At 64.8% G+C, this 26534-nt stretch carries 26 protein-coding genes and 1 pseudogene; 12 read left to right on the top strand and 15 right to left on the bottom strand.

All coding sequences use genetic code 11. From position 1 onward, the window contains the following. Positions 1-8 precede the first annotated feature (8 nt). Together BLT75_RS03680 and BLT75_RS03675 are read left to right on the top strand one after the other, a co-directional pair. Positions 9-1298 carry a type I glutamate--ammonia ligase gene (locus tag BLT75_RS03680; protein WP_093027807.1) on the top strand — a complete coding sequence of 430 codons (1290 nt, stop codon included), beginning with the start codon at positions 9-11 and terminating at the stop codon, positions 1296-1298. A 10-nt stretch (positions 1299-1308) separates the two neighbouring features. Further along, entirely contained in the window at positions 1309-1623 is a 315-nt protein-coding gene (locus BLT75_RS03675) for a 2Fe-2S iron-sulfur cluster-binding protein (protein WP_093027805.1), read from the top strand. A gap of 82 nt (positions 1624-1705) precedes the next feature. Here the strand turns inward: BLT75_RS03675 and BLT75_RS03670 are convergent, their stop codons facing one another. The 10 genes from BLT75_RS03670 to BLT75_RS03625 all read right to left on the bottom strand — a co-directional run bounded on the left by BLT75_RS03670 (position 1706) and on the right by BLT75_RS03625 (position 13416). Then, complete coding sequence (locus tag BLT75_RS03670) at positions 1706-3196, bottom strand: class I adenylate-forming enzyme family protein (protein WP_093027803.1); 1491 nt, start codon at positions 3194-3196, stop codon at positions 1706-1708. Between the two features lie 22 nt (positions 3197-3218). After that, complete coding sequence (locus tag BLT75_RS03665) at positions 3219-3989, bottom strand: oxepin-CoA hydrolase, alternative type (protein ID WP_093027801.1); 771 nt, start codon at positions 3987-3989, stop codon at positions 3219-3221. Beyond that, on the bottom strand, positions 3986-4420 hold the full coding sequence (locus BLT75_RS03660; RefSeq protein WP_245706350.1) for a PaaI family thioesterase: 435 nt from the start codon (positions 4418-4420) through the stop codon (positions 3986-3988). Before BLT75_RS03660 ends, BLT75_RS03665 begins: the two co-directional genes overlap by 4 nt. Then, on the bottom strand, positions 4401-5528 hold the full coding sequence (locus BLT75_RS03655; RefSeq protein WP_093027797.1) for an acyl-CoA dehydrogenase family protein: 1128 nt from the start codon (positions 5526-5528) through the stop codon (positions 4401-4403). Before BLT75_RS03655 ends, BLT75_RS03660 begins: the two co-directional genes overlap by 20 nt. A 5-nt stretch (positions 5529-5533) precedes the next feature. Further along, positions 5534-6724 (bottom strand): acyl-CoA dehydrogenase family protein, encoded by a 1191-nt coding sequence (locus BLT75_RS03650; protein WP_093027795.1) that lies wholly within the window; start codon positions 6722-6724, stop codon positions 5534-5536. Positions 6725-6832: 108 nt separating this feature from the next. After that, positions 6833-8008 (bottom strand): acetyl-CoA C-acyltransferase, encoded by a 1176-nt coding sequence (locus BLT75_RS03645; protein WP_093027794.1) that lies wholly within the window; start codon positions 8006-8008, stop codon positions 6833-6835. Then, the gene (locus BLT75_RS03640) at positions 8008-10104 is read right to left on the bottom strand and encodes a 3-hydroxyacyl-CoA dehydrogenase NAD-binding domain-containing protein (protein ID WP_093027793.1); all 2097 of its coding nucleotides are present in this window, start codon (positions 10102-10104) and stop codon (positions 8008-8010) included. The genes BLT75_RS03645 and BLT75_RS03640 overlap by 1 nt, the downstream gene beginning before the upstream one ends. Positions 10105-10267: 163 nt before the next feature. After that, positions 10268-11887, bottom strand: a complete 1620-nt coding sequence (locus BLT75_RS03635; protein WP_093027792.1) for a tripartite tricarboxylate transporter permease — start codon at positions 11885-11887, stop codon at positions 10268-10270. After that, a complete protein-coding gene (locus BLT75_RS03630) occupies positions 11887-12417 on the bottom strand; it encodes a tripartite tricarboxylate transporter TctB family protein (protein WP_093027791.1) in 531 nt (176 codons plus the stop codon). The genes BLT75_RS03635 and BLT75_RS03630 overlap by 1 nt, the downstream gene beginning before the upstream one ends. A 54-nt stretch (positions 12418-12471) precedes the next feature. Beyond that, positions 12472-13416, bottom strand: a complete 945-nt coding sequence (locus tag BLT75_RS03625; protein WP_093027790.1) for a tripartite tricarboxylate transporter substrate binding protein — start codon at positions 13414-13416, stop codon at positions 12472-12474. Positions 13417-13585: 169 nt separating this feature from the next. Here BLT75_RS03625 and BLT75_RS03620 point away from each other — a divergent pair, with 169 nt between their 5' ends. Continuing rightward, complete coding sequence (locus BLT75_RS03620; protein WP_093027789.1) at positions 13586-14353, top strand: IclR family transcriptional regulator; 768 nt, start codon at positions 13586-13588, stop codon at positions 14351-14353. On the opposite strand, the gene BLT75_RS03615 is transcribed toward BLT75_RS03620, so the two are convergent. Both BLT75_RS03615 and BLT75_RS03610 read right to left on the bottom strand, forming a co-directional pair. Beyond that, positions 14341-15036, bottom strand: coding sequence for an FkbM family methyltransferase (locus BLT75_RS03615; RefSeq protein WP_245706349.1), 696 nt, complete (start codon positions 15034-15036; stop codon positions 14341-14343). The genes BLT75_RS03620 and BLT75_RS03615 overlap by 13 nt on opposite strands. 181 nt (positions 15037-15217) lie before the next feature. Further along, positions 15218-16105 carry a LysR family transcriptional regulator gene (locus tag BLT75_RS03610; protein ID WP_093027787.1) on the bottom strand — a complete coding sequence of 296 codons (888 nt, stop codon included), beginning with the start codon at positions 16103-16105 and terminating at the stop codon, positions 15218-15220. 92 nt (positions 16106-16197) lie between these two features. On the opposite strand from BLT75_RS03610, the gene BLT75_RS03605 reads away from it, so the two are divergent. Then, on the top strand, positions 16198-16413 hold the full coding sequence (locus tag BLT75_RS03605; protein ID WP_093027786.1) for a hypothetical protein: 216 nt from the start codon (positions 16198-16200) through the stop codon (positions 16411-16413). Positions 16414-16451: 38 nt separating this feature from the next. Here BLT75_RS03605 and rpe read toward each other — a convergent pair whose 3' ends face one another. Then, positions 16452-17141 (bottom strand): ribulose-phosphate 3-epimerase, encoded by a 690-nt coding sequence (gene rpe, locus BLT75_RS03600; protein WP_093027785.1) that lies wholly within the window; start codon positions 17139-17141, stop codon positions 16452-16454. Between the two features lie 195 nt (positions 17142-17336). On the opposite strand from rpe, the gene phnC reads away from it, so the two are divergent. The 7 genes and pseudogenes from phnC (at position 17337) to BLT75_RS03560 (ending at position 24310) form a co-directional block, all read left to right on the top strand. After that, complete coding sequence (phnC, locus tag BLT75_RS03595) at positions 17337-18158, top strand: phosphonate ABC transporter ATP-binding protein (RefSeq protein ID WP_093027784.1); 822 nt, start codon at positions 17337-17339, stop codon at positions 18156-18158. A gap of 73 nt (positions 18159-18231) precedes the next feature. Continuing rightward, the gene (gene phnD, locus BLT75_RS03590) at positions 18232-19134 is read left to right on the top strand and encodes a phosphonate ABC transporter substrate-binding protein (RefSeq protein ID WP_093027783.1); all 903 of its coding nucleotides are present in this window, start codon (positions 18232-18234) and stop codon (positions 19132-19134) included. Between the two features lie 64 nt (positions 19135-19198). Continuing rightward, positions 19199-20080 carry a phosphonate ABC transporter, permease protein PhnE gene (phnE, locus tag BLT75_RS03585; protein ID WP_093027782.1) on the top strand — a complete coding sequence of 294 codons (882 nt, stop codon included), beginning with the start codon at positions 19199-19201 and terminating at the stop codon, positions 20078-20080. Next, entirely contained in the window at positions 20077-21447 is a 1371-nt protein-coding gene (phnE, locus tag BLT75_RS03580) for a phosphonate ABC transporter, permease protein PhnE (protein ID WP_093027781.1), read from the top strand. The genes phnE (BLT75_RS03585) and phnE (BLT75_RS03580) overlap by 4 nt, the downstream gene beginning before the upstream one ends. A gap of 21 nt (positions 21448-21468) precedes the next feature. Further along, positions 21469-22074: pseudogene (locus tag BLT75_RS03575) on the top strand (LbetaH domain-containing protein); the annotation flags it as partial. Between the two features lie 923 nt (positions 22075-22997). Then, complete coding sequence (locus tag BLT75_RS03565) at positions 22998-23852, top strand: 2-dehydro-3-deoxygalactonokinase (RefSeq protein WP_093027780.1); 855 nt, start codon at positions 22998-23000, stop codon at positions 23850-23852. A gap of 53 nt (positions 23853-23905) precedes the next feature. Next, positions 23906-24310 (top strand): acyl-CoA thioesterase, encoded by a 405-nt coding sequence (locus BLT75_RS03560; RefSeq protein WP_093027779.1) that lies wholly within the window; start codon positions 23906-23908, stop codon positions 24308-24310. On the opposite strand, the gene gph is transcribed toward BLT75_RS03560, so the two are convergent. Continuing rightward, the gene (gene gph / locus BLT75_RS03555) at positions 24292-24948 is read right to left on the bottom strand and encodes a phosphoglycolate phosphatase (protein ID WP_093027778.1); all 657 of its coding nucleotides are present in this window, start codon (positions 24946-24948) and stop codon (positions 24292-24294) included. The two genes, BLT75_RS03560 and gph, sit on opposite strands and share 19 nt — an antisense overlap. A 347-nt stretch (positions 24949-25295) precedes the next feature. On the opposite strand from gph, the gene BLT75_RS24020 reads away from it, so the two are divergent. Then, positions 25296-26135, top strand: coding sequence for a hypothetical protein (locus BLT75_RS24020; protein ID WP_143028511.1), 840 nt, complete (start codon positions 25296-25298; stop codon positions 26133-26135). Positions 26136-26170: 35 nt separating this feature from the next. Here BLT75_RS24020 and BLT75_RS24015 read toward each other — a convergent pair whose 3' ends face one another. After that, complete coding sequence (locus BLT75_RS24015) at positions 26171-26533, bottom strand: hypothetical protein (protein WP_143028510.1); 363 nt, start codon at positions 26531-26533, stop codon at positions 26171-26173. Position 26534 lies beyond the last annotated feature (1 nt).

The raw sequence follows: 26534 nt of genomic DNA, 5'->3' as shown, positions 1-26534 counted from the left end.
GCCCCGACATGAAAGACAGATTGCGCGCGATGTTCTGCGACCACCTCAGCATTATGCGCGGCAAGCACCTGCCCAATTCCAAGATCGCCGACAGTTCGACGCGCTTCTGCCGCTCGACCTTCGGTGTGCATTACGACCGCGACCTGCTGGACGCGCCCGGCGCGATGATGAAGCAGGGCCTGCCGGACATGGAGCTGAAATGGGTCCATGACGATATCCGCGACAGCTGGCATACCGGAACCAAGGTGGTGCTGGGCGATCTCTATGACGACCAGGACCAGCCGCTGCCGCTCTGCCCGCGCGGGGCGCTGAAACGGGCGGTGGCCGACTGGCAGGCGCGCGGGCTCAGCCCCAAGGTGGGGATCGAGCTGGAATGCTTCGCGCTTCAGGCCGACGACAACGGGCGGCTGGTGCCCTATGACGCGCCGGGCGGCGTGGTCTATGGCACCGGCCCCTTTGCCGATCCGCTGCGGTTCAACGACCGGATCTGGGCAATGGCCGAGGAGATGGGATTTTCCCTCGACATGATCACCTCCGAGTTCGACAGCCCGCAGTTCGAATATACGCTGACCTTTGACGATGCGTTGAAGGCGGTGGACGATATCGTGCTGTTCCGCCTGATGGCGCGCGAGATCGCGCTGGAATACGGCATCGTGCTGACCTTCATGCCGAAACCGATCGCCGAGGCCGGGGGGTCGGGTATGCATATCAACTTCTCCTTCCAGGATGCGACCGGCGCCAATGCGCTGTCCTCCGGTCCGCGCGGCGGGCCCGAGCATATGAACGACCTGGCGCGCGGCTGTCTGGCGGGGCTGTTACACCATCACAAGGGGCTGGCGGGGCTGATCGCGCCGACGGCGAATTCCTACATGCGGCTGCAACCCGGCTCGCTCTCGGGCTATTGGCAGAACTGGGGCGGCGATCACCGCAATGTCACCACCCGGATCAGCTCCGAAGGCGGCGCCAAGGCGCGGCTGGAACACCGGATGGCCGATGCCTCGGCAAACCCCTATACCGCCGTGGCCGCCGTGTTGCAGGCGGCAAGGCTCGGGGTCGAGAACGGTCATGCCCTGCCGCCGATGGAGACCGGCGACGGGTTCGACCGCACCGATGCCAAGGAAGGCACCGCCATCGACCTGGCAGGTGCGGTGCGCGATCTGGAGCGTGACACCGTGCTGGCCGAGGCGGTGGGCGCCGAGCTGGTCGCCAACCATGTGTTCATGAAAGCCCAGGAAGTGCGTAAGACCCGCGATCTCGAAGGCGATGCGCTGCGCGACTTCTATGTCTACTTCATCTGAGGAGCTTGTTATGCGCGTGACCTGGAAACTGGCCGACGGCCGCGAAATCGCGGCCGAGGTCGCCCCCGGGCTGTCGCTGATGGAGGCAGCCGTGGCCAACAACGTGCCCGGCGTGATCGGCGAATGCGGCGGCTGCCTCAGCTGCGCCACCTGCCACGTGGTGGTGGATCCGGCCTGGTCCGACCGGACCGGCGCGCCGGGCGAGTTCGAGGATGCGATGCTCGACATCACCGCCGCCGAGCGCCAGCCAGCCAGCCGCCTGAGCTGCCAGATCGAGGCACATCCCGATCTCGACGGGCTGGTGTTGCACGTCCCCGAAGCCTGAGGCCAGGCGGTGCGCGCCGGGGGCTCTGCCCCCGGACCCCCGGAGTATTTTAACCAGAAAGAAGCAGGACCGCGCGCCCGGATCAGTCCAACTGGTCCGCGAAATGGTCGAGCAATCTGTGCTTGAGGATCTTGCCGGTGGGCGCGGCGGGCAGTTCGGTGGCGATGACGATCTGGCTGGGGCGCTTGTACCCCGCCAGCCGTGCGGCGGCGAAGGCGCGCAGCTCGTCAGGGTCGGGGGCCGCGCCGGGCGCGACCTGGACAAAGGCCACCACCTTTTCATCGCCCTGGATCATGCGCCCCACCACCGCCGACTGGATCACCTGCGGATGGTCGTTGAGCGCGGCCTCGACCTCGGGCGGGTAGACGTTGAACCCGCCGTGGATGATCAGCTCCTTGCTGCGCCCCGCGATATGCAGGTTGCCTTCGGCGTCATAGCGGCCGAGATCGCCGGTGCGGAACCAGCCGTCGTGCAACGCGGCCTCGGTCGCTTGCGGGTTGCGGTAATAGCCCTTCATCACATGCGGGCCGCGGGTCAGCACCTCGCCCACCCCATCGCCGCCGCCGGGCACATCCTCGTCCAGCCGCACCTCGACCTGCGGCAGCGGCTTTCCGACCGAGATGTCCGGCGTGCCGAGCGGGTTGCGTGTGGCCGACACACCGGCGGTGGTTTCGGTCAGGCCATAGCCGTTTTGCAGGGCGACGCCATAAAACGCCTCGGCCTTGCGTTTCCACGCCGGGTCAAGGGGCGCCGCGCCCGAGGAGGTATAGCGCAGGGTACCGCCTGGCAGGTGGTCGTAGCCCTGTTCGCGCGCGTATTGCATCAGGAGCGCGTGCATCTGCGGCACGGCGGAAAACAGCGTCACGCCCGAGGTAAGCGCGGCATAGCTGCGCGCGGCGGTGAACCGGGCATCGAGCCGCACCGGCGCGCCGATACAGGTGGCCGCCGTCACCACCGAGGCGAGACCAAACACATGAGTAACCGGCAGCACGCCATAGATGACGTCATCCGTTGTCATGCCGCGCAGATCGGCCGAGCTGCGCCCACCGAAGCGCAGGTTGCCATGGGTCAGCATCACCCCCTTGGGGGTGCCGGTGGTGCCGGTGGTGAACAGCATCACAGCGACATCCTCCAGCACCGGGTCCGGATTGCTGGGGTAAGGAGTTGCCAGGTGCATTCGGCCAAAGGCGCCCTCGACCGGGGTCGCGTTCAGGCGCGCGGCATGGGTGGCGGCCTCCGCCGATATGTCCGAGGCGCAGAGGATGGCGGCGGGTTCGGCAAAGGTGATGATCCTGTCTACCTCGGGTCCGGTCTGGCGGGCGTTGATGGGTACCGCGCAAGCGCCCAGCCGCGAGGTGGCAAAAAGGGCGGCCACCACCGCACAGCAATTCTCGGCCAGGATCATCACCCGGTCGTTGGCTTGCACGCCCTGGGCGGCGAGTACATCCATCAGCGCCGAAATGGCCCGGTCCAGATCGCCATAGCTCCAGTCCGCGCCGCCACTGTCGGAAAACGCGGGCGCGTCGGGGCGGCTGGCGATCTGCGCGCCGGGGTAGTCGTGCCATTTGTCCATTGCCTGATCCCCTGTTGCCCGGTCAGAACCGGGGCTTGCGCTTGTCCAGAAAGGCCGCAATCCCCTCGGCTGCCTCGTCTCCGCCCGCCGCGCGCGCCATGGCGTCGCGTTCCGCATCGAGCTGTTGCGCTTCCGAGACCTCATAGGCCTGGGCCACCAGCCGACGGATCACGCCTTGCGCGCCGCGCGGCCCCTGCGCCAGCGCATCGGCCAGCGCATGGGCCTGCGCCTCGGCCTCGCCCGGCGCGGCCAGGACGTTGACCACGCCCAGATCGGCCATGCGGGCAGCACTGACAGGGCGGGCCAGCAGGCACATCTCCATCGCCAGCTGCCGGGGCAGCATCCGCGCCAGCGCCGAGGTGAGCCCCGCATCGGGCACCAGCCCGGCCTTGACATAGGCGGCGGTGAATTTCGCACCCTCGGCCGCGACCAGCAGGTCGCACGCCAAAGCCAGCGAGGCACCCGCGCCGGCTGCACCGCCTTCGACGGCGGCGATCACCGGCACCGGGCAGCCGCGGATGGCGCGGATCAGGTCATGCAACAGATCGACCTTGCCGCGCCGCTCGGCTTCGCTCAGTTGCCGCCGTTCCATCAGCACGTTCAGGTCGCCGCCCGCGCAAAAGAACCCGCCTTCGGACGACAGGATCACCGCGCGAATGCGCGGTTCCGCCGCCTTCTCCATCGCCTGTCCGATCGCGGCATAAAGATCGGGCGACAGCGCGCCGCGCCGGGCGCTGTTCATGTTGACGACTACCAGCCGGTCGCCCCGGTCCTCCACCCGCGCCAGCGTCATGTCTTCTTCCTCAGGCTGCCGCGCTTGAACACGCCCGCCGCCGTTGCCAGCAGGCGGCCGTCCTCGTCGCGCAACTCGCCGTTGACGTAAGCCAGCGTGCGGCCATTGCCCGACGGGATGCCCACCGCCGTCACCCGCCCGGCCCGCGCGGCCGCCACGAATTGCACGTTGAGCGAGACCGTAACCACCGGGGTCGGATCCTCGGGCCGGAACATCGCCGATGCGGTCTGGCCGCAGGCCACGTCCAGCAGCATCGACACCAGCCCGCCATGCAGGATGCCGTGATAGTTCAGGTGCTGTGGCCCAAGGTCGAGGTGACAGACCCGGCTGACGCCGGTCCGGTTGTGGTCAAGTTCATAACCCACCATCGACTGGCAGCCGGATTTATCCCGCGTCCAGGACGCGGGCAGATCAGGCGGCGCTGAGGGCAATGAACCGCTCCAGATGGTAATCGGCATCGCCGAACCGGTGATCGGCCATCACGATGCGCTTGGCGATATGGGCCAGCTCGTATTCCTGCGTCATCGCGATGCCGCCGTGCATCTGGATTGCCTCTTCGGCCACCAGCCGGCCCACCCGCGCAATCAGGTTGCGGGCGGCGGCGATCTGGCGGTCGCGGTCGGCGCTGTCCAGATGACCGGCGGCGTTGATCACCGCCGACCGCGCCTGTTCCAGCTCGATCAGCATGTCGGCGAACCGGTGTTGCAGCGCCTGGAAGGTGCCGATGGGCCGGCCGAACTGTTTGCGCGTCATCAGATAGCCGCGTGTCAGTTCCACCGCGCTCTGCATGGCGCCCACGCATTCAGCGGCCAGCGCCACATTGGCGGCGGCAATCGCGTCCATCAGCGGCGCCAGCCCGGCACCCGCCGTGCCCAGCCGTGCGGACTGCGGCAGGCGGACATTGTCCAGTGTCACCTCGGCGGCGCGTCCCCCCGCCAACATCGGATAGCCATGTTGCGCCAGCCCCGGCGTGCCTGCCGGAACCAGGAACAGCGAGATGCCGTCGAGGTCGAACATGCCGCCGCTTTCGCGCGCCGAGACGATCAGGTGACCGGCGGCCTCGGCATTGACGACCACCGCCTTGCGCCCGTTCAGCAAGATCTCTTCGCCGTCGGCGCGCGCCGTCGTCTCCACCCGCGTCAGGTCATAGCGGCTCGCCGGTTCGCCATGCGCCAGTGCCAGATGTGCCGCACCGCCGATGATCTCCTCCAGCAGCCCGCGCTGCGCCTCGTCGCCCAAGGTTGCGATCAACCGCCCGCCCAGAATGGCGGTATCCAGCATCGGCTCGACCACTCCGGCGCGGCCCAACTCCTCGAACACGGTGGCGATGTCGAAACCGGCGCCGCCGAACCCGCCATCGTCTTCGGAAAACAGCGCACCGATCACGCCCAGTTCCGCCAGTCCGGCCCAGATATCCGCGCTCATGCCGCTGTCACTGTCCAGGATCGCGTTGCGAACCGACGTCGTGTAGCGGTCAGCCAGATAGCGGCGCAGGGTGTCCTGCAACATCTGGCGTTCTTCGGTCAGGTTGAAATCCATGTCCCTCAGCCCCCCATCTTGACCTTGGCGATGATCCCGCGCTGGATCTCGTTCGATCCGCCAAAGATCGACAGTTTGCGGTTGTTGAAATAATGCGCTGCCACTGGCCCGGCATATTCGGGACCGATGGGCGCATTGTCGCCCTCGACCGCTTCCGAGGCGAAGGGCATCGCATAGGGCCCCACAGCCCGGCGGGTCAGGTCGTTGATCTCCTGCCGGATGATGGTGCCCTTGACCTTGAGCATCGAGCTTTCGACCCCCGGCGCCTGGCCGCTGGCGGCCTGGCTGATGATGCGCATGTTGGTGGTGGCCATCGCCATCAGGTCGATCTCGACCTGGGCCAGCCGGGCGGCGAAATGCGGGTTCTCGACCAGCGGGCGGCCATTGGCCGTTTCGATCCGGGCGATTCGCTTGACCGCGTCCAGACCCGCCTGGCTGAAGCCCACGCCCGCGATATTGGTGCGCTCGTGGGTCAGCAGGTACTTGGCATAGGTCCAGCCCTTGTTCTCCTCGCCGACCAGGTTCTCGACCGGCACCCGCACGTCGTCAAAGAAGACCTCGTTCACCTCGGGCGTGCCATCCAGCAGAACGATGGGGCGCACGGTGATGCCCGGCGAGTTCATGTCGATCAGCAGGAAACTGATACCCTCCTGCTGCTTGGCCTCCGGATCGGTGCGCACCAGGCAAAAGATCCAGTTGGCGTATTGGCCCAGCGTGGTCCAGGTCTTTTGCCCGTTGACCACGTAATGGTCGCCGTCCCGCACCGCGCGGGTCTTGAGCGAGGCCAGGTCCGATCCCGCCCCTGGTTCGGAATAGCCCTGGCACCACCAATCCTCGCCAGACAGGATGCGCGGCAGGTAATGGTCCTGCTGCGCCTTCGAACCGAATTTCTGCAACACCGGTGCCAGCATCGACAGGCCAAAGGGCACGATGCGGGGCGCATAGGCGGCGGCGCATTCCTCCTCAAAGATATGCCGCTGCACCGCGTTCCACTCGGCGCCGCCAAATTCGCGCGGCCAGTTATAGGCCAGCCATCCCCGCGCATTCAGCGTGGCATGCCATTTCTCGTGGCCTTCCTTGCCCAGGCTGATGCCACGCCGCACCTTGTCGGACACCTCCGCCGGTAGGTTCTCGGCCAGAAAGGCGCGCACCTCGGCGCGAAACGCCTGTTCCTCGTCGCTGTAATTCAGGTCCATTTCCGTTTTCCTCCCTTGCCGCCCGTTTCGGGCGGCCCAGCCCGGCGCGCCCTGCGCCGGGCCGCGTCCGGGCGGGCCTCGATGGCCTGCCCGGACGCAGTCCCCTGCTCAGAAGATCTCGAACAGCCCGGCCGCGCCCATGCCGCCGCCGATGCACATGCTGACCACGCCCAGCTTGGCGCCACGCCGCTTGCCTTCCAGCATCAGATGCCCGGTCATCCGCGCCCCGGTCATGCCGAACGGGTGGCCAATGGCGATCGAGCCGCCGTTCACATTGTATTTCTCCGGGTCGATACCAAGCGCGTCACGGCTGTAAAGACACTGGCTGGCGAACGCCTCGTTCAGCTCCCACAGGTCGATGTCATCGACCTTCAGACCATGCCGCTCCAGCAGGCGCGGCACAGCAAACACAGGCCCGATGCCCATCTCGTCGGGTTCACAACCCGCCACGCAGAACCCCTTGAACGCGCCCAGCGGCTCCAGCCCCCGGCGCTCGGCCTCCCTGGCCTCCATCAGCACCAGCGCCGCAGCGCCATCGCTGAGTTGCGAGGCATTGCCCGCAGTGACGAAATTGCCCGGTCCCCGCACCGGCTCCAGGCCCGCCAGACCCTCCAGCGTGGTCGAGGGCCGGTTGCATTCGTCGCGGTCCACGGTGACCTCATGCATCGAGATCTCGCCGCTTTCCTTGTCCTTGACCGCCATCTTGGTGACCATCGGCACGATCTCGTCGGCGAACTTGCCCTCGGCCTGCGCCGCCGCAATGCGCTGCTGGCTGCGCAGCGAATACTCGTCCTGATATTCGCGGCTGAGGTTATAGCGCTGCGCCACGATATCCGCCGTCTCGATCATCGCCATGTAAATGGCGGGCTTGTGCTCCTGGATCCAGGCCTCGGGCGCTGAGCGCGCCTTGGGCTGCACCATCGAGATGCTCTCGACCCCGCCCGCCACCATCGGGCCGGAACCGCCCTCGGTGATCGCCTGCGCCGCCAAGGCAACGGTTTGCAGGCCCGACGAGCAGAACCGGTTCACCGTCATCCCCGAGGCCGTCACCGGCAGGCCTGCGCGAATTGCGATCTGGCGGCCGATATTGCTGCCGGTCTCACCCTCGGGGAAACCGCAGCCGATGATGCAATCCTCGATCTCCGAGCCATCGAGCCCGGCGCGCGCCACCGCCGCCTGCACCGCATGGCCGCCCATGGTTGCCCCGTGGGTCACGTTGAACGACCCGCGAAAGGATTTCGCCAGCCCTGTCCGGGCGGTGGATACGATAACGGCTTGTTTCATTACACGGCTTCCTTGTTCAGATCGTCGAATGTGCGGCCCTCGGCCACCAGTTTTTCCAGCAGCGGCGCGGGCTGCCAGAAATAGGCATCCTCCGCCGCCCAGCGTTTGATATCGGCCAACAGCTGCGGCAGCCCCTGCAAGTCGGCCCATTTCAGCGGCCCGCCGCGATAGCGCGGGAAACCGTAACCGTAGAGCAGGGTCACATCCACGTCGAGCGGACGGCGCGCGATGCCTTCGCCCACCACCTTGGCCGCCTCGTTGACCATCGCCGCCATATAACGGCGCACGATCTCGTCCTTGCTGAAGTCGCGCGGGGTAATACCCTGCTGGGCGCGCTCGGCCTCGATCAGCGGCATCACCTCGGGGTTGGGCACCCGCGCCTTGGCGCCTGCGGCATAGTCGTAATAGCCCTTGCCGGTCTTCTGGCCGAAATGGCCGGCCTCGCACAGCTTGTCGGCATAGGCGCTGTCGCGGGCGCGCGGGTCCAGCCCCTCGGCCCGCTTGCGCTTGCGCACGGCCCAACCGATATCCAACCCCGCCAGGTCGGCCACGGCAAAGGGCCCCATGGCAAAACCGAATTCCTCCAGCGCCTCGTCGATCTGATAGGGCGATGCCCCGTCCAGGATCATGTGATCGGCACAGGTGCGATAGACCGACAGGATGCGGTTGCCGATGAACCCGTCGCAGACCCCGGCCCGGACCGAGACCTTGCCCATCCGCTTGCCCAGTGCAAAGCCGGTGGCCGCCACATCGGGCGCGGTCTTGTCGGCGATGACCACTTCGAGCAGCTTCATCACATGCGCGGGTGAGAAGAAATGCAGCCCCAGCACATCCTGCGGGCGGCTGGTGACGGCGGCGATCTCGTTGATGTCCAGGTACGAGGTGTTCGAGGCCAGCACCGCACCCGGCTTGCACACCGCGTCGAGCTTGGTGAATACCTGCTTTTTGACCTCCATGTCCTCGAACACCGCCTCGATCACCAGATCGGCCTCGCGCAGCGCGTCGTAATCGGTGGCCAATGTCAGCGCCTTGGTGGTCAGTGCCTCGAATTGTGCCTGGCTCAGCTTGCCGCGCTTCAGCGCGCCCGACAGGTTGCCCTCGATCCGGCCCTTTGCGGCCTCGGCGGCCTGTGGCGACATTTCCAGCATGGTCACGGTCAGCCCCGACAGCAGCGCGGCGGTGGCGATGCCTGCGCCCATGGTGCCACCGCCGATGACACCGATTGCGGCCAGCGGGCGTGGTGCGACACCTTCCAGTTCCGGCAGTTTGTCAACGGCGCGATCGGCGAAAAAGGCATGGATCAGCCCTTCGCGCTGGTCGGTCGCCATCAGTTCCATGAACAGGTCGCGTTCGCGTTTCAACCCCTCGGCAAAGCTCGGCGCCTCGGCGGCCGCCTGCACCGCGCGCACGGCGGTGGCGGGCGACAGTTGCCCGCGGCCTTTCTTCAGAACCGCATCATAGACCGCGTCGAAATCGACCGAAGCAGGCGCAGGCATCTCGCTGACGGGACGGCGCGGCGCGCCCTCGTCCAGCAATTCGCGCACATAGGCGAGCCCGATCTCACGCGGTTCGCCCTCGGCAATCCTGTCGATCACGCCCAGTTTCAGCGCCTCGTCGGCGCGCACGTGGCGGCCCGTGGTGATCATGTCGAGCGCCGCCTCGGTTCCCGCCACGCGCGGCAGCCGCTGGGTGCCGCCGGCGCCGGGCAGGATACCCAGGTGCACTTCGGGCAGGCCCACCTTGGCCGAGGGGACGGCAATCCGGTAATGGGTGGAAAGCGCAACTTCAAGCCCGCCGCCCAGCGCGGTTCCATGGATGGCCGACACCACCAAGAGAGGCGAGGCCTCGATCCGGTTGCACAGCTCCGGCAGCCAGGGGTCGCGTGGCGGCTTGCCGAATTCGCGGATATCGGCCCCGGCGAAATAGGTCCGCCCCGTGCCGTAGATCAGTACCGCGCGGGCGCCCTCGGCCTCGGCGCGTGTCATGCCATCCGCCAGCCCCTGCCGCACCGCATGACCCAGCGCGTTGACCGGCGGGTTGTTGGCGGCCAGAATGGCGATATCTCCCAGAAGTTCGTAACCGATGGCCTCGGACATGGGGCTCGTTTCCTCCCTGTTTCAGTCTGCGGAATGGCATTCCGCGTCGACGGCAGGGTGATCCGCCAGACTGTCGAGATCAAGGGGAAAGGCGCAAAGCGACGCAGGGTCCGATCTGGGTTCGCCGCCGCCCGAGGGAGAGGGCGGGCGGCGGCGGGGCGGGTCAGAACAGGTCTTTGAACTTGCTCAGACGCCGTGCATGGCGGGCCCGCACCTTCTTGAACCGGTCCTTGAGGAAGATCTGCCGACGCCGTCCCAGCATGTTGCCGAACCGGTGTGACGATTTCTGCATCCCGCGCTCGGCCGCGCGCAGGTCCGCTCGCTCGCGGATCACACGCAGGAAATGCGAGGCGAGCACCAGAAGGATGGCGACAAACAGCAGGAAGGCTACCGGCCGGTCGATGAAATCGAGCGGTTCCTTCACCCGCGCCATGCCGGCGCGCAGCTTGACCTCCATGATGCCGCCCAGGACCATGCCAAGGATGATCGGAACCGAGGGCAGCGACAGGCGTTTCAGGATATAACCCAGCACTCCGAACAGTGCCGCCATCACGCAGTCGGTGGCCGAGTTGCGCAGCGAATAGACGCCCACGAAGCTGAGCGTCAGGATGCAGACCCCCAGGAACCGGTTGGGAATGCGCACCACCTGGATCAGCGACTTGGTGGCAAGGAGCAGGAAGATCAGCACCAGCACGTTCAGGATCAGCAACGCGATATAAAGCGCCACCACAAACGGCATGTCATTCTGGAACAAGCCGGGCCCCGGCACCACGTTGTGCACGTAGAACACGCTGAGCATCATCGCTGTCAGCGCCTCGCCCGGAATGCCCAGCGCCAGCAGCGGCACCATCGCGGCGGCGGGCACCGCGTTATTGGCGGTCTCGGCCGCGATCAGCCCTTCGGACGAGCCCTTGCCAAAATCCTGCGGCCGTTTCGAGCTACGCTGCGCATAGGTATAGGACATGAACTGGGCGGTGAACTCGCCCACGCCGGGGATCATCCCCATCAACACCCCGAAACTGGCCGACACGGTCGCCACGCGCGGGTGGCGGCCCAGTTCACGCAGTCCCTGGAACAGCCCGCCGCGCAGGCGGGTCATGCGGATCTTCTCGTCCTCCGAGGTCAGCAGGACAAAGGCCTGGCTCAGCGCAAACAGCCCCAGCACCACCACGATCAGGTTGATGCCGCTCGACAGGAACGGCTGGTCGAACGTGTAGCGCGACGTGTATTTCACCGGCTCCAGACCGATCGACTGGATGAAGATGCCGAACGCCGCCAGCGCCCCCGCGATCAGCGATTGGCCGCGATGGGCAACAATGACCAGGATGATGCCCAGAAGCGCGGCGAGAAAGATCTCGCGGCTGCCGAAGAACGGCGCGATCTTGGCCAACACCGGCGCGAACAGGATCAGGCAGATGACCGAGAACATGCCGCCAAAGAAACTGGCGGAATAGGCCAGGCTCAGCGCCCGCCGCGGTTCGCCCCGCGCAGTCATCGGATAGCCGTCATAGGTGGTCAGCGCGTTCACTGCGGTGCCGGGCGTGTTGATCAGGATCGCGGGTATGGCGCCGCCGTACATGGAACTGCCGTAGATGCCCAGCAGCACGGTCAGCCCCACGATGGGATCCATGGAAAAGGTGGCGGGCAGCAGGATGGCGATGGCGACGGCGGGGCCGACGCCGGGAATGGCGCCGATCAGCACGCCGCCGACCGAACCGGCCAGCAGCGCCAGCACCACGTCCCAGCGCATCAGGATTTCAAAGGCAGATTGAAGCAGGTCCATCAGAGATACAGGATAAAGAAGCTGCGCAACGCGCCGGGAAGAAATTCATAGATCGCGCCGCCGGGGATCTTGACGCTCAGGAGCCCCTTGAACAGCACCACGACCGCGACGGCGAAGCCCACCGAAAGCCAGAGCATCCCGGGCTGCCGGTAGCCCATGCGCCAGGTCAGGAGGGGCATGAAGGCCATGGTGACAGGCAGGTAGCCGATCAGCGGAACCAGCAGGACATAGGCCATGAACCAGGCCGCGAATTCCAGCACCTGCGCCCATTTGCGCAGCTCGGTCACGTCATCGCGGGTGATCCGCCGCCAGGGCATCAGGTAGAGATGCGCGGCGCCGAGCAGCACCATGCCCGCCAGCCCGACCGCCGGCCAGAACCGCGGTTGGGCAAAAAGCTTGGAATTCTCGACCCATTTCGTCTGGCTGCCGATCTGGCTCAGCAGCAGGATCGAGACCGAGACAAAGAACAGGGCAAAGATCAGCTGGCCGCGCCGGGGTCCGACGAAGCGGCGTTCGCGTTCTGTGGGCATGGGGAAGGGTTCCGGCGAAAGGGACCGGGGCAGGGTGCCCCGGTCCGGACAGGATTATTCCAGCAGGCTGCCGATACGGGCCATGGTGGCGATGTCATTCTCGATGCGCGCGGCGCTGTCGGCCGCGTCCTGCCAATAGACCAGCGCGCCGGTCTCCTTGGCGACGGTCTGGGCGCGCTCGCTCATCATCGATTCCTTGGCAACGGCGATGATCTTGTCGCGCACGTCCTGCGGCGTGTCCTTGGTCACGAACAGCCCGTTCCACAACGCGATGTTCAGATCGGGATCAAGCTCGCCGATGGCGGGCGCGTCCGGCACCAGCGGGATACGCTGATCGGTGATCGAGGTCAGCACCTTGACGCTGTCGAGACAGGGCAGGATCAGTTGCAGCGTGGTGTTGATCACATCTGCATCGCCCGAGGCCAGCGTGTTGCAGTCGAGCGCGTCAAAGGCCGCGTCCGATCCCCATTCGAAACCGGCGTTCTTGGCAAAGGCCTTGGTCACCTGCGTGGGCGTCAGCACATCGCCGAAATGGCCCAGCGCCACATCGTTGGATTTGGCGTATTCGGCCAGCTCCGCCATGCTGCTGTAGGGCGCATCGCCTGAGGTCGCGATGACGAAAGGATAGGTCAGGAAGATCCCCAGCGGATCGAACTTCGCAGGCGTCAGCGGCGCGATGTCGATCTGGTGGCCCATCACCGGCACCCCGATCACGAAAGAACCGATGGTATAGCCGTCGGCGGGCGCATTGGCGACTTCGATGGCGCCCGGGAAGGGACCGCCGCCGCCGCCGGGCTTGTTCACGACCGCAGCCGCGACGCCGTACTTGTTCTGGAAATCCTCGGCGATCATGCGCGTCAGAACGTCTTCCAGATCGCCCGGGGGCCAGGGTACGATGAAATTTACCGGCTTCTCGGGGTATTCGGCCAGCGCCGCCCCGGCACTCAGCGCAACGGCCGCTGTGGCAAGTGCGCCTGCAAGGCTTGTCTTGATCGTCATGTGGTCCTCCCAGTTCCTGTTTTGACGGTCAATGGTTCATTATTCGAACCTATGGTTTAATTGTAGATTGACAGGCCGGACTGCCATCTGTCAACTGTTTCTGCGAAAGGGCGGCCGGAATTTGTGGATTTGCCCGGTTCGGAGGCAGGGAAAGGACGGGAATCGGCGCATGGGTACGGTCACGAAGGCGTTGTCACTGCTGGGGTTGTTCAGCCATGCGCGGCTCGAGATGGGGTTGAGCGAACTGACCCGGCTGTCGGGCATGAACAAGGCCACCGTCTACCGGATGATGTCCGAATTGCAGGCGGCGGGATTCGTCGAGCAGCTCGACGGCGACCGCACCTATCGGCTGGGGGCGGAACTTCTGCGCCTCGCGGCGCTGCGCGAGGCGGCGGTGCCGCTCCTGTCGGTCTCGCGCGAGGTGCTGCGCCATTTGTGCGAGGTGACGGGCGAAACTGCGCACATGTCCTTGCAGCGCGATGGCCGCCTGTCCACCCTGACCCATGCCTACAGCACCCGCCACGGCACCCGCGTCGCCATGGAGGATGCCGTGGTCCTGTCGTTCCACGCCACGAGTTCGGGCCTGGCGTATCTGGCCTTTGCCGCCCCCGGTTTTGCCGAAAAGGTACTGGCAAGTCCCCTGACTCGGTATACGCCCGAGACTGAGACCGATCCCGAGCGCCTGCGCGCGGCGCTGAACGAGGCGCGCCGGACCGGCGTCGCCGAATCGGTGGGCGGGTTCGAGGCGGATGTGCATTCCCATGCCGCGCCGGTCTTTGGCCCCGACCAGTTGCCTGTCGGCGCCCTCGCCGTGGCCGCCCCGGTGTCGCGGATGACGCCTGAGCTCAGGGCGCTGATCCGGACCGAGATCAAGGCATCGGCCCTGGATCTGACCCAGCGGATCGGCGGTTTCTGCCCGGCGGTCTACCCGGCCTGATCGCGCAGGCAGGTCCAGACGGTGCGGGTCGATTTCTCCTCGACCCGCGCGAACCCGGCCCCGGTCAGGATCGCCTTGCACTCGCGCATCCCCTCGACACCATAGGCCTCGGGGTGAAACTCCAGCACCACGGCCCGGAACTGGCCCAGGTCGGCATGGCGCAACAGCTCCAGCTCGCCCCCCTCGATATCCATGATCAGCACCGTCGATCGGGTTTCGGTGCAGACCGCCGCGAAATCGGCGGTCGGTACATCGACCACGGTCGACGGCCGCCCGGCAGGGTTCAGCAGCGAGGACCCCAGATAGCTGCTGCGCAGGTGAAACGGCATGCTGTCGGGCCGGTCGGGCGCACTGATCAGGATCTGGTTGCGCAAGGAGATCCGGCCGCCCAGATAGTTGAGCGCATAAAGCGCCTCGATCTCGGGCACCAGTTCCGGGTTGGCCTCGAACGAGGTCACTGCCTCCGGTTTCGCGTTCAGCGCGACAACCGCGCCGACGATGCCCAGCCCGGCGCCGATCTCGAGCACCCGATCGTTCGGCCGGGTGACATGCAGGGCTCCGGCAATCTCCTGACCCTCGTAGCGGGCGGCGTTGATCCGCTCGATCCGCGTGTCGTTGAGAAACCGGGATGCGGGCACCTTGACGCCCATGCATTCGGCGGCGACGGAAACTGTATCGGGCACTGCCTTGCCTCACTTGTTATCTTGCTTGGCCCGCATCCTGAGCAGCAGGCATGGAAAAGACAAGGGCCGAAGGAGTTGGTGCCGCCCCGCAGCGCTTGCGGTAAGGTCGGACGCCTCCGGCGGGAGTATTTGCAACCAGAAAGAAGCCCGTACGAGCAAAACGCGCGAGCGGGGAATGCTCCTACCGGTAAAGCGCGGCATAGCGCGGGGCGAAGTGCCGAACAAATGCCTTCACTTCGGGCCGGGCCCAAGCAAGGGGCGAAACCAGCAGCAGGTGCGGCAGCGACAATTCCTCGATCGGCCCGAAGCAGCGGACATAGGCCGGATCGTCCGCCACAAGGCGCAGGTTCATCAGCCCCAGCCCATGCCCGGCCCGGATCGCGGCATGGGCCAGATCGACCTCCGAATAGGTCCGCACGATCTGGTCGGGAGCGACATGTCGCGTCAGCCAGTCATGCAGGCGCGGCGGAACCCCTTCGCGCCTGTAGCCGATGAACCTGTGTCCGCGCAACGCCTCGACCGAGTCGGGCAGGCCGAACCTGTCGGCATAGGCGGGCGAGCCGTAGAGGCCCCAGTGCGCGGTGCTGATCCGGCGGCAGATCAGGTCCGGGTCAGGCGGGTTGATGGCCAGACGCAGCGCGATATCGGCCTCACCCGCCTTGAGGTCCAGCACCCGGACATCCGGCAGGAACTCGAAGCTGACCTCGGGATGAGACAGCGAGAAGGCGCTGAAGATCTCCTGTGCGCGGGCAGAGAAGTTGCCGCCAAAGGCGGTGACCCGGATGGTGCCGGGGAGGCCGATCTCGCGGGCGCTGGCCGAGAATGCGTTGATCGCGGTCTCGACCGCCTCGGCGCGGGGCAGCAGGGTTCGGGCGGCAGCGGTGGGATGAAACCCGCGCGTGTCGCGTTCGAACAGCGTCAGTCCCGTTTCGTGTTCGAGCACTTCGATGCGCCGGGCCACCGTAGGCTGCGACAGGCCCAGAAGGCTTGCGGCGGCAAGGGTCGACCCTTGCCGCATGACGGCAAGGAAGACAGCCAGATTCGACCAGTCCCGCAAATCGCTCTTCATATTTGTAGAGCAGCACAAAATCGTGCCCGATACCAGCGCGGGTTGGGCCGCGCTAACCTGTCCCTGTCTTCTGCCACGAAAGGTCCAGGAAAATGTTCACGCTCAGCCTGCCATTCCCCATTCTGCGCAACCCGCTCCAAAGCCTGTTCGCGAAAAAAGCAAAGGCAGTTCAGCCGACGGAATCGGAAGAAACGTCACTGCGCAACCGCAGAGAGTTCATAAACGAGATGCTCACCCGGTCGCCGGAGGCATTTGCCAGTACCTACGACATCGAATCCGCGATGCTGATGTTCCCCGAGCGGTTCTGAATGTACCTTGGGCGGGAGCGCCCGCCCGCCTGCATGTGTCAGGCCCAGACGCCCTCGGCGGCGGCGCGGATCTCGCGGATGTTCTGGCCATAGACCTCCGGCTTGTCGACCGAACCGCCCCGGAACACCGCCGAGCCCGCCACCAGCACATCGGCGCCCGCGCGTGCCACCAGCGGCGCGGTCTTCGGGTCCACACCACCGTCGATCTCGATATGCACCGGTCGATCGCCTATCATCTGGCGCAGGCGCGCGATCTTGGCGGTCATGTCGATGAACTTCTGCCCGCCGAACCCGGGGTTCACCGTCATCACGCAGATCAGATCAGTGAGGTCCAGCAGATGCGCCACCGCCTCGGCCGGCGTGCCGGGGTTCAGCGCCGCGCCCGCCTTCATCCCCGCGCCCCGGATCGCCTGCAGCGTGCGGTGGATATGCGGCCCGGCCTCGACATGGGCGGTCAGCACATCGGCGCCCGCATCTGCATAGGCGTCGATATAGGGATCAACCGGCGCGATCATCAGATGCACATCCATCACCGTCTTCACATGCGGGCGGAACGCCTTCACCGCCATCGGGCCGAAGGTCAGGTTCGGCACGAAATGCCCGTCCATCACGTCCACATGCACCCAATCGGCGCCCTCGGCCTCGATGGCGCGAATCTCGGCGCCGAAATTGGCGAAATCGGCGGACAGGATCGACGGGGCGATCTTGATCTTGCGGTCAAAGCTCATGGTGGCCTCACGATGGAAACAGAGTCGCCCGCCCTATACAGGCTCCGGCTTCCGATGGATAGGGTCAGGCAGGCCGCGGGCCGGCCAGGTCCGCCTACTCATGTCGCTGCGGCTGTCATGAAAATTTCACCCATCTGACACATGGGTTTTGCCTGCCCCCCCTAGCACCTGCCCCTACAAGACCGGGGGAAGCACGTGCTGCGAATTGACAAACTGACCAAGCGTTTTGGCGCAAACACCGCCGTGGACGCGGCAACGTTGGAGGTGGATAAACCCTGCATGATCGGCATCATCGGCCGGTCCGGGGCGGGCAAGTCCACATTGCTGCGCATGATAAACCGGCTGAGCGATGCCAGTGCGGGGCGCATCCTGTTCGAGGGGCGCGACATTACCCGCCTGCGCGGGTCCGAGAAACGCGCCTGGCAGGCGCAATGCGCGATGATCTTCCAGCAGTTCAACCTGGTGCCGCGTATGGACGTGGTCTCGAACGTGCTGCATGGCACGTTGAACCGCCGCTCGACGCTGGCCACGATGTTCAACCTCTACCCGACCGGGGACATCCATCGCGCCATCGACATTCTCGACCGGCTCGGCATTGCCGAGCATGCCGCCAAGCGGGCCGAGGCGCTTTCGGGCGGCCAGCAGCAGCGCGTCGCGATCGCCCGTGCCCTGATGCAGGATCCTACGATCATCCTTGCAGACGAGCCCATCGCCTCGCTCGACCCGATGAACGCGCAGGTGGTCATGCAGTCCCTGCGCCGCATCCACGAAGAGGACGGCCGTACCGTCATCGCCAACCTGCACACGCTCGATACCGCGCGCCGCTATTGTGACAGGGTGGTCGGCATGCGCGACGGGCGGATCGTGTTCGACGGCCTGCCAGAACAGCTGACGACCGGTGTCGCACGCGAGATCTATGGCGCCGACGCCAGCTTTTCCGAAGCCGCGACCTCGACGGAGATCGGTACGCTCGATGCCGCGCAGGATGCGATTTACCAGGCCGAAGCGACCGTCTGAGACCTGTTCAAACCCGATCCCGGCCTTGGGATGGGTCGGTTCAATCCAAGTCAATCCAAATGGAGCTAATGAGATGAAAAACCTGCTTGCGATCCTCGCCGCCACCACCGCGCTTGCCGCGCCTGCCATGGCCGGCGACATCACCGAATTCCGCATCGGCATCCTCGGCGGCGAAAACGCCCAGGACCGCCTGAACAGCAACGAATGCCTGCGCCAGTACACCGAAGAGGTGCTGGGCGTCGAAACCAGGCTGTTTGCCCCCGCCGATTATGACGGCGTGATCCAGGGCCTGCTGGGCGGCACCATCGACATGGCGTGGCTGGGCGCCTCGGCCTATGCCAAGACCTTCCTCAGCGATGCGACCGCGGTCGAGCCGGTGCTGGTCAAGGTCAACAACGATGGCAGCTACGGTTATTACTCGATCGGTTTCGCCCGCAAGGATGCCGGCATCGTCTCGCTCGAGGACATGAAGGGCAAGAAATTCGGCTTCGGCGATCCGAACTCCACGAGCGGCTACCTGATCCCTTCGATCGAGATCCCCGAGACCACCGGCTCGACCATGAACAACGGCGACTATTTCGGCGAGGTCGTGTTCACCGGCGGCCACGAGCAGACCATCGTCGCGGTCAACAACGGCGACGTGGACGGCGGCGTGACCTGGGCCGACGGTCTGGGCAACTGGGAAGACGGCTACAACTCGGGCGCCCTGCGCAAGGCGGTTGACGCGGGTCTCGTCGACATGAACGACCTGGTCGCGATCTGGCGTTCCAAGCCGATTCCCGAAGGCCCCGTCGTGCTGCGCACCGCCCTGCCGGCCGAGGTCAAGGCCACCATGACAACCCTGATGGCCGGGCTCGCCGACAAGGACAAGGACTGTTTCTACAACGTCGCCGCAGGCGAGGCCAAGGGGTTCGAGCCGATCACCCACGACGCCTACCTGTCGATCATCGAGGCGCGCAAGCTGAAGTCCAACTGATCCGGTCCCACCGGATGGCGGGGCCCGCGACGCGCGGGCCCCGTTCCTCAATCGGGAGCATTCCATGACAGACCTGACCGGCGGAGTGACGGATATCACCCGCGTCCACGATGAATACATCGCGCTGACACGACGCAAACGGGTCTATGGCGGCATTCTCCTGATCCTTTTCGTGGCGCTGATGGCGGCGGGGTTCCGTACCGCCGACAGCCGCAACGCGGGCAGCTTTGCCGAAGGCTGGACCCATGTCTTCGACTATCCGGCCGAGGTGCTGGCCGAGGCGCTGGAGAAATCGGCGCAACTGCCCGGCCACCTGCTGCATTTCCTGCCCGCGCTGGTCGAGACGCTGAACATCGCCGCCGCCGCCACCCTTGCAGGCACTCTCGCCGGCACGGTCCTTGCGCTCTTGTCGACGCGCGGGCTGGCCTACTGGCCGCGCCTGATCCCGCTCTTCCGCCGCATCGCCGATATCTGCCGCGCGGTGCCAGAGATCGTCATCGCGCTGGTGCTGATCTTCGTCCTCGGCGGCGGCCCGGTGCCTGCGATGATCGCCATCGCGATCCATACCGCCGGCGCATTGGGCAAGCTCTTCTCCGAAGTCAGCGAGAACGCCTCGCTGAAACCGGTCGAGGGGCTGGAATCGGTCGGCGCAAACTGGGCGCAGCGGATGTACCTGGGGGTAATCCCGCAGGTGGGCCCGAATTTCGTCAGCTACGCGCTTTTGCGGTTCGAGATCAACATCCGCGCCTCCGCCATCCTCGGTTTCGTCGGGGCGGGCGGCATCGGCTACGAACTGCGCAACGCGATGTCATGGGGGCAGGGCCGCTATGACGAGGCGGCGGCGATCTTCCTTCTTCTCTTCTCTGCCATCGTGGTCGTCGACCAGGTTTCCGACCGCCTGCGTGAACGTCTGACCCATGGCGCCAAAGCGGGGGCCACGGCATGAGCACCTTTGCAACCAACCTGTCCGCCGACGCGCTCAAGGTACAGGCCGACCGCCTCTTCGCCCGCAAACGGCTGATGAATTTCGGCCTGCCGGCCCTTGTGCTGACCTATCTGGTCTATGTCTTCCTCGCCTTCGACGTGCCGGGTCTCGCGGCCAGGGCCAATTGGGAAAACGGCCGCACGCTGGTGTCCGACAGCTACAGCTACAAAACCCACGTGGCCCGCGACAACCGCTCGGGCGAGGTTTCGGTGGCCATCGAGGGCGAGCGCAAGGGGAGATATCCCGATGCTACCGGGCCCGATTGGGTCAGCTTCGGTGAAATCACCGTCATCGACCTCGAAAACGGTCACGTGGTCCGCTTCGGCCCCGAGACGGTGGAATACGACATCCCCGGCTATGGCACCCTGCGCGCCACCCCGACCCGGACACAGGGCGTGATCACCGACCTGCCGCCGGGCGCGGTGCCGGACTGGATCAACATGTCGAAGAACCGCGTTGCGGTCACCACCGATGCGGGCCGTCTGACAGTGACCCGCAACCGCGCCGAGGTATTCCGTTACTTCTCCGGGTGGGAACTGTTCTGGTTCACCCTCGACAGCCCCTATCACGGGCAATCCCCGGCCGAACTGCTGCGCCGCGCAGCCAATGGCGAGGCCGACGCGATCTGGCACGATTTCTGGAACAACGCCATGTGGCGGCACAAGGATGTCGCCTGGGCCATCGGCGAAACCATCCTGATGGCCTTTCTCGGGACATTCGGCGCCGCCATGCTCGCCCTTCCGCTGGCTTTTCTCGCCGCGCGCAATTTCAACCCGGTGGCGCCGTTCCGCTTTGCCGTGCGCCGCGTCTTCGACTTCGTGCGCGGGGTCGACGCGCTGATCTGGACCGTGGTACTGGCCCGCGCCTTTGGCCCCGGCCCGCTGACCGGCGCGCTGGCGATCCTCGTCACCGACAGCGGCACCTTCGGCAAGATCTTCTCCGAGGCGCTGGAAAACGTCGATGCCAAGCAGATCGAAGGCGTGCAATCGACCGGCGCCAACGCGGCGCAGCGGCATCGCTTCGGTGTGATCCCGCAGATCACTCCGGTGCTGCTCAGCCAGATGCTCTATTTCCTCGAGTCGAACACCCGCAGCGCCACCATCATCGGCGCGATCACCGGCGGCGGCATCGGCCTTTTGCTGACCCAGGCGATCATCACCCAGAAGGATTGGGAAGAGGTCGCCTATTACATCGCGCTCATCGTCGTGATGGTTATGTTGATGGACTGGCTTTCGGGATGGCTTCGGGCAAGGCTGATCAAGGGGGGCTCGGACAAGCCGCGGAAATCCTCCGGCGCGGTCAAAGCCAGGCCCGCCCTTCTGCCCTGATTGTTCCGAGGATCCGACCCCATGGCCCGCCTGACCGCCGATGCACCCTTTGTCCACTCTGGCTGCCAGATCGCCGACAGCCGCTTCGGCGCCTATGTCGAGATCGGAGCCGGAACCCGCCTGGCCAACACGGTCTGGGGCGATTACAGCTATTGCGACCGCACCTGCGACATCGCCAATGCGCAGATCGGCAAGTTTGCCAATATCGCCAGCTTCACCCGCATCGGCGCCACCGATCACCCGATGGAAAAGGCGTCGCTGCACCATTTCCACTACCGCTCGGCCGATTACTGGGACGATGCCGACCACGATGCCGACTGGTTCGCCCATCGCGCCTCGCGCACGGCAACCATCGGGCATGACACCTGGATCGGCCATGCCGCGATCGTCAAGCCCGAGGTCACCATCGGCCATGGCGCGGTCATCGCCTCGGGCACCGTCGTGACCAGGGATGTCGCGCCTTATACCATCGTCGGTGGCAATACCGCCCGGCTGATCCGCCGCCGCTACCCCGAGGGTGTGGCCGAGCGGATGATGGCGCTGGCCTGGTGGGACTGGGACCATGCCCGCCTGCGCGCCGCCCTGCCGGATTTCCGCAGCCTGCGCGCCGAGGCGTTCCTCGAAAAAATGAATGATGCCTCGGGCAATTTGATGCCTGTCCCGGTGCGGTTGGCCTCACTGTCGCTTGCTCCGCGAGGTTTCATATGTGACGCTTGGAATGCATTCATATCCTGTTCCGAGGAGCACGCCATGAAAACCCAGATCATTGCCTCTCTTGCTCTCGCACTCGCGGCGGCGTCCCCTCTGGCCGCCCAGCAATCCGCCTGGCAGTACGAGGCGACCGTCTATCTCTTCACCGCCGAGACCGAGACGGGTGTCACCACCCCAACCGGCACCATTGAGGGCACGCTCAGCTTCAAGGACGCGCTCGATAATCTCGACTTTGCCTTCATGGGGGCGTTCGGGGCCAGCAACGGCCAGTGGAGCTTTCTTGCCGATTACATGCTGACCGACCTTTCCTTCGGCAATCCGACGCCGGGTGGGGCATTGTCGGGTATCAACACCAGGGCCAAGACGCAGGTGCTGAACGCCTATGCCGCCTACCGCGTGCACGAAACCCCGGATGTCGCCGTCGACCTGGCCGCCGGCCTGCGCTGGTTCGACACCAGCACCACGCTGACCGCGCTGCCTGGCACCCTGCCGGGCCGCACCGTGGTGGCCGATGACAACTGGATCGATCCAGTGATCGGCATCCGGGCGCAGGTCGCCCTGTCCGACCGCTGGCGCGGCACCGCTTTCTTCGACTATGGTGGCTTCCAGAGCGACAGCGAAAGCTGGCAGGCGCTGCTGACCGCCGACTATGCGCTGAACGACAACTGGCTGCTGCGGTTCGGCTACCGGTATCTCTCGGTCGATCATACCCTCTCCAGCGGCAACGAATTCTCCTTCACCCAGTCCGGCCCCGTCTTCGGCGACACCTACCGGTTCTGACACCGCTTGGCCTTTCGGCCCGGCTGCCGTAAGAGCGGGTCAGGCAGCCGGAGACCGCCATGACCCGCGACTGGATCGCCCTCGACTGGACAACCACGCGCCGCCGCCTCTGGGTGATGCGCGGCCGCGACGTGCTGGACGAAACCGTCGACGACGGTCCGCGCCCGGCCGATCCGGCCGCGACCCTGGCGCTGGTCGCCGGTCGGCACCAGGGGCAGGGCGTTCCGGTCGTGGCCTGCGGTCCCCTCGGCCCGGTTCGCGCCCCGATACCCTGCACGCCGCTCGCGGGCGGGCTCTGGCGGATCGACCTCGGTGATCCGCGCATTGCCTTTCATGCGGTGGCCGGGCTTCGGCAGGAACTGCCCGCAGACATGATGCAGGGCGACGAGACCCGCATCGCGGGGTTCCTCGCACTCAACCCCGGTTGGGACGGGGTGATCTGCCTGACCGGAGAGACCAGCCGCTGGGTCCATGTCAGCGCCGGAGAAGTCGTCAGCTTCCGCAGCTTCCTGTCGGGCGCGCTGGTCTCGGCCCTGGGTGCCGGAACCATGCTGGGCCGCTGGCTGGCCACTCCCGAACTGGACCGCGCCACCTTTTCCGAGGCCGTCGCCGATGGCCTGTCCCGCCCCGAACAGGTGCTGGCGCGGCTCTGGAGCGCCCATGCCGCGGCCACGCTCGACGGGTTGCCGCCCGAGATGGCGCGCGCGCGCATCCTCGGCACGCTGATCGGGGCCGAACTGGCGGCCACGCGCCCTTTCTGGCTCGGCCAGCAACTGGCCGTGATGGGCGAGGGCGTGATGCCCCGCCTGCATGTCGATGCGCTGGCCGCCCAGGGGGCGCCTGCCATCGAAGCCGATGCGCCCCGGATGACCCGCGAAGGGCTGATCGCCGCATGGACGGCCTTGGCCGCTTGAACCCCGGCCGTTCAGCATGCACAGAGGCAGTCAAGCGACACGAGGGGCAACAGATGAGCTTTACCACCGAAATCGAGGTTCGTTTCAAGCATTGCGATCCGGCCGGCATCGTGTTCTTCCCACGCTATTTCGAGATGATCAACGACGTGGTCGAGGACTGGTTCGCTACCGATCTGGGCCTGCCATTCCATGAACTGGTCAAGGAAAACGGCGCCCCCACGGCCCAGATTCAGGCCACCTTTACCGCGCCTTCGCTGCATGGCGACGTGCTGACCTTCCGGCTGGCCCCGACCCGGATCGGCAATGCGAGCCTCGATTACGAACTGACCGCCCATTGCAGGGACGAACTGCGCCTGAGCGCTACCGCCACGCTGGTGCATGTGGCGCGGCTGGGCAGGTCTCTGGCCTGGCCCCAGGCGATCCGCGACCGGGTCTCGGCTCAGATCGCCAGCGCCTGAGCGACAAGCTCCGGCAAGTCGGCAAAGGCGTTGAAAGCCGCCCGATGCGGCAGTTCTTCGACAGCACGTTTGCGGTAGCCTTCGGTGAACAGAAGGAAGGGCACGCCTGCGTTGAGGGCCGTCTCCGCATCCACCTCGCTGTCACCCACGTAGAGACGGGGCAGGTCCGGCAGGGCGGCAAAGCTCGCGTGCAGCATGGCAGGGTCCGGCTTGCGCGTGGGCAGGCTGTCGCCGCCGATCACAACGTCGAAGAACCGCGACAGCCCCAGATCGGCCAGCACCTGGCGCGCCGGCCCCTCGGGCTTGTTGGTACAGATCCCCAGCGCCGCGCCACCTTCCCTGAGCCGTTCCAGCGCCCCGACCGCGCCCGGGTAGGGCATGGTCAGGCTGGAGTTCGAGCGGTTGTATTCGGCCAGCGTCGCCGCCGCCAGCTCCGGGTGCCGCCCCATGTCGAGCCCGAGATGGCCGATCACCTGCGCCACCAGGTTCGGCAGCCCCCTGCCCACAAAAGAGGTCACCGTCGCCAGATCGAGCGGCCCGTGTCCTTCGGCCGCCAGCATCCGGTTGACAGCGGCGGCAATGTCCGGCGCGCTGTCGATCAGTGTGCCGTCCAGATCGAATACAATGGCTGCGGTCATGGCATACTCCGATTGTGTCCGCCGATCCCTGCCTGCTCCGCAACCGGGGTGCAACACCTATGTGCGGCCCTCGCGGTCCGCACATGCCTCCGGCGGGGGTTGGTTGAAGTACAAACGCTTTCCGATAAGCCGCTGAAAAGACTTACGTAGTTCGGTCTACACCCCCAATACTGTTTTGCTTGGGGTTGGGTTGCGGTTCGTCGCATGAAGAAGGCTCCTACTGTTTAGGTAAGAGCCTTATTGCCTCAACTCTACGGCGATGGCTGCTATTTTCGCACATGCTAAGGCATCTTTGACAAGTGCGTAGAGGCGTGTACTGTTCCGCGGCAAGACAACGACGGTGTAAAATGGCCAAACTTATCGAAACCCCCTACGAGTATTTCTTCGAAACTCCATTGTACGAAGAAATCGAGATGAATTGCGACAATATGGATATTCGACCGATTTTTGGATCCGGAACCAGAATTTTTGATGGATTTTGTTGTGAATGCGGAAAGAATACTACATTTACGCTTCGCAGTAACCATGAATACAGTTTTAGTTCTGAAAACTTTATTTTAAAAGTTGTGGGAAGCGAAGGGCACATTGGGAAATCCACTTGCGTGTGCGCAAGAAGTACTGTTGAAGATTATCACAAAATCACTGCACTTCACATAGTCGTAAAAGTTGAATCCCCCAATGTAATCATCAAGAAAATTGGAATGTATCCATCGCTTGCCGACATTGCCAATGATGAATCAAAAAAGTATCGTGGAGTTTTGAGCAAAGAAAATTCAAATGAGCTCCATAAAGCAATAGGGCTAGCGGCTCATGGCGTTGGAATTGGGTCGTTTGTTTACCTGCGTAGAATATTTGAGCGGCTGATATATAGTCGCTTTGAAGAATTTAAGGGTGACGAAGGCTGGGATGAAACGGAGTTCGCGAAAATGCGAATGAGCGATAAGATCAAGCACCTGAGAGGGCACTTGCCGGATTTTCTGGTGGAGCACAGCGAACTTTATTCAATTCTCAGTTCTGGCATCCATGAATTAAGCGAGCAAAAGTGTTTGGAGTTCTTCGCAATAGGCAGGGGGGCTATTATCGAAATATTGGAGGAGGATCGTTTAAAGAAAGAGAAATTGGATAGAAAGAAAGATTTGGCTAGAAGTATCGCCGCGTTTAAAGGTAATCAGACAAGCGAAAAATAAAAATTTGTGTTGGCAAACTTTCTTTTGTAATCGCCCTAACTGCTGGATTTTTTGAATCCACGCAAGACCCAAGCAACAGCAACTCCAAATCCTAACAAAACCAACGGAGGAACCAACGCGGCGAACAAACTTGACAAAAGTTCGGAGCGTTTGGCCGCCGATCTGGATTCCAATTCGTTCAAGAGTTCGTCGGTCTCATCTTGTGTGAGCGTTCTTTTTGCAGAAAAATGCACCGTTCCGTTTGCATCACTTGGTGCTTGGCGCAGCCTGTCAGCCATTTCGTCAAACGATGAATAATAGTGAAAACTTTGATCCGGTCTTGCGACGATCAGGGAAACTGCAATCCAAACTACTGAGATTGCGAGCCAGACGCGGAAAAACCCCTTGCTCCAGTTCATT

The sequence above is a fragment of the Ruegeria marina genome (assembly GCF_900101475.1).
In the GTDB taxonomy this organism is placed as follows: Bacteria; Pseudomonadota; Alphaproteobacteria; order Rhodobacterales; family Rhodobacteraceae; genus Ruegeria_B; species Ruegeria_B marina.
This window is presented reverse-complemented; position numbering and strand designations above follow the sequence as displayed.

Bases quoted from the DNA above. Each gene is read 5' to 3' on its own strand.
- BLT75_RS24015 (WP_143028510.1), bottom strand. From the start codon at position 26,533: ATGAACTGGAGCAAGGGGTTTTTCCGCGTCTGGCTCGCAATCTCAGTA.
- BLT75_RS03645 (WP_093027794.1), bottom strand. From the start codon at position 8,008: ATGAAACAAGCCGTTATCGTATCCACCGCCCGGACAGGGCTGGCGAAA.
- BLT75_RS03605 (WP_093027786.1), top strand. From the start codon at position 16,198: ATGTTCACGCTCAGCCTGCCATTCCCCATTCTGCGCAACCCGCTCCAA.
- BLT75_RS03560 (WP_093027779.1), top strand. From the start codon at position 23,906: ATGAGCTTTACCACCGAAATCGAGGTTCGTTTCAAGCATTGCGATCCG.
- BLT75_RS24020 (WP_143028511.1), top strand. From the start codon at position 25,296: ATGGCCAAACTTATCGAAACCCCCTACGAGTATTTCTTCGAAACTCCA.
- BLT75_RS03670 (WP_093027803.1), bottom strand. From the start codon at position 3,196: ATGGACAAATGGCACGACTACCCCGGCGCGCAGATCGCCAGCCGCCCC.
- BLT75_RS03625 (WP_093027790.1), bottom strand. From the start codon at position 13,416: ATGACGATCAAGACAAGCCTTGCAGGCGCACTTGCCACAGCGGCCGTT.
- BLT75_RS03635 (WP_093027792.1), bottom strand. From the start codon at position 11,887: ATGGACCTGCTTCAATCTGCCTTTGAAATCCTGATGCGCTGGGACGTG.
- BLT75_RS03675 (WP_093027805.1), top strand. From the start codon at position 1,309: ATGCGCGTGACCTGGAAACTGGCCGACGGCCGCGAAATCGCGGCCGAG.
- BLT75_RS03640 (WP_093027793.1), bottom strand. From the start codon at position 10,104: ATGTCCGAGGCCATCGGTTACGAACTTCTGGGAGATATCGCCATTCTG.
- BLT75_RS03620 (WP_093027789.1), top strand. From the start codon at position 13,586: ATGGGTACGGTCACGAAGGCGTTGTCACTGCTGGGGTTGTTCAGCCAT.
- BLT75_RS03565 (WP_093027780.1), top strand. From the start codon at position 22,998: ATGACCCGCGACTGGATCGCCCTCGACTGGACAACCACGCGCCGCCGC.
- phnE (WP_093027782.1), top strand. From the start codon at position 19,199: ATGACAGACCTGACCGGCGGAGTGACGGATATCACCCGCGTCCACGAT.
- phnE (WP_093027781.1), top strand. From the start codon at position 20,077: ATGAGCACCTTTGCAACCAACCTGTCCGCCGACGCGCTCAAGGTACAG.
- BLT75_RS03665 (WP_093027801.1), bottom strand. From the start codon at position 3,989: ATGACGCTGGCGCGGGTGGAGGACCGGGGCGACCGGCTGGTAGTCGTC.
- gph (WP_093027778.1), bottom strand. From the start codon at position 24,948: ATGACCGCAGCCATTGTATTCGATCTGGACGGCACACTGATCGACAGC.
- BLT75_RS03630 (WP_093027791.1), bottom strand. From the start codon at position 12,417: ATGCCCACAGAACGCGAACGCCGCTTCGTCGGACCCCGGCGCGGCCAG.
- BLT75_RS03655 (WP_093027797.1), bottom strand. From the start codon at position 5,528: ATGGATTTCAACCTGACCGAAGAACGCCAGATGTTGCAGGACACCCTG.
- BLT75_RS03610 (WP_093027787.1), bottom strand. From the start codon at position 16,105: ATGAAGAGCGATTTGCGGGACTGGTCGAATCTGGCTGTCTTCCTTGCC.
- phnD (WP_093027783.1), top strand. From the start codon at position 18,232: ATGAAAAACCTGCTTGCGATCCTCGCCGCCACCACCGCGCTTGCCGCG.
- rpe (WP_093027785.1), bottom strand. From the start codon at position 17,141: ATGAGCTTTGACCGCAAGATCAAGATCGCCCCGTCGATCCTGTCCGCC.
- BLT75_RS03650 (WP_093027795.1), bottom strand. From the start codon at position 6,724: ATGGACCTGAATTACAGCGACGAGGAACAGGCGTTTCGCGCCGAGGTG.
- BLT75_RS03680 (WP_093027807.1), top strand. From the start codon at position 9: ATGAAAGACAGATTGCGCGCGATGTTCTGCGACCACCTCAGCATTATG.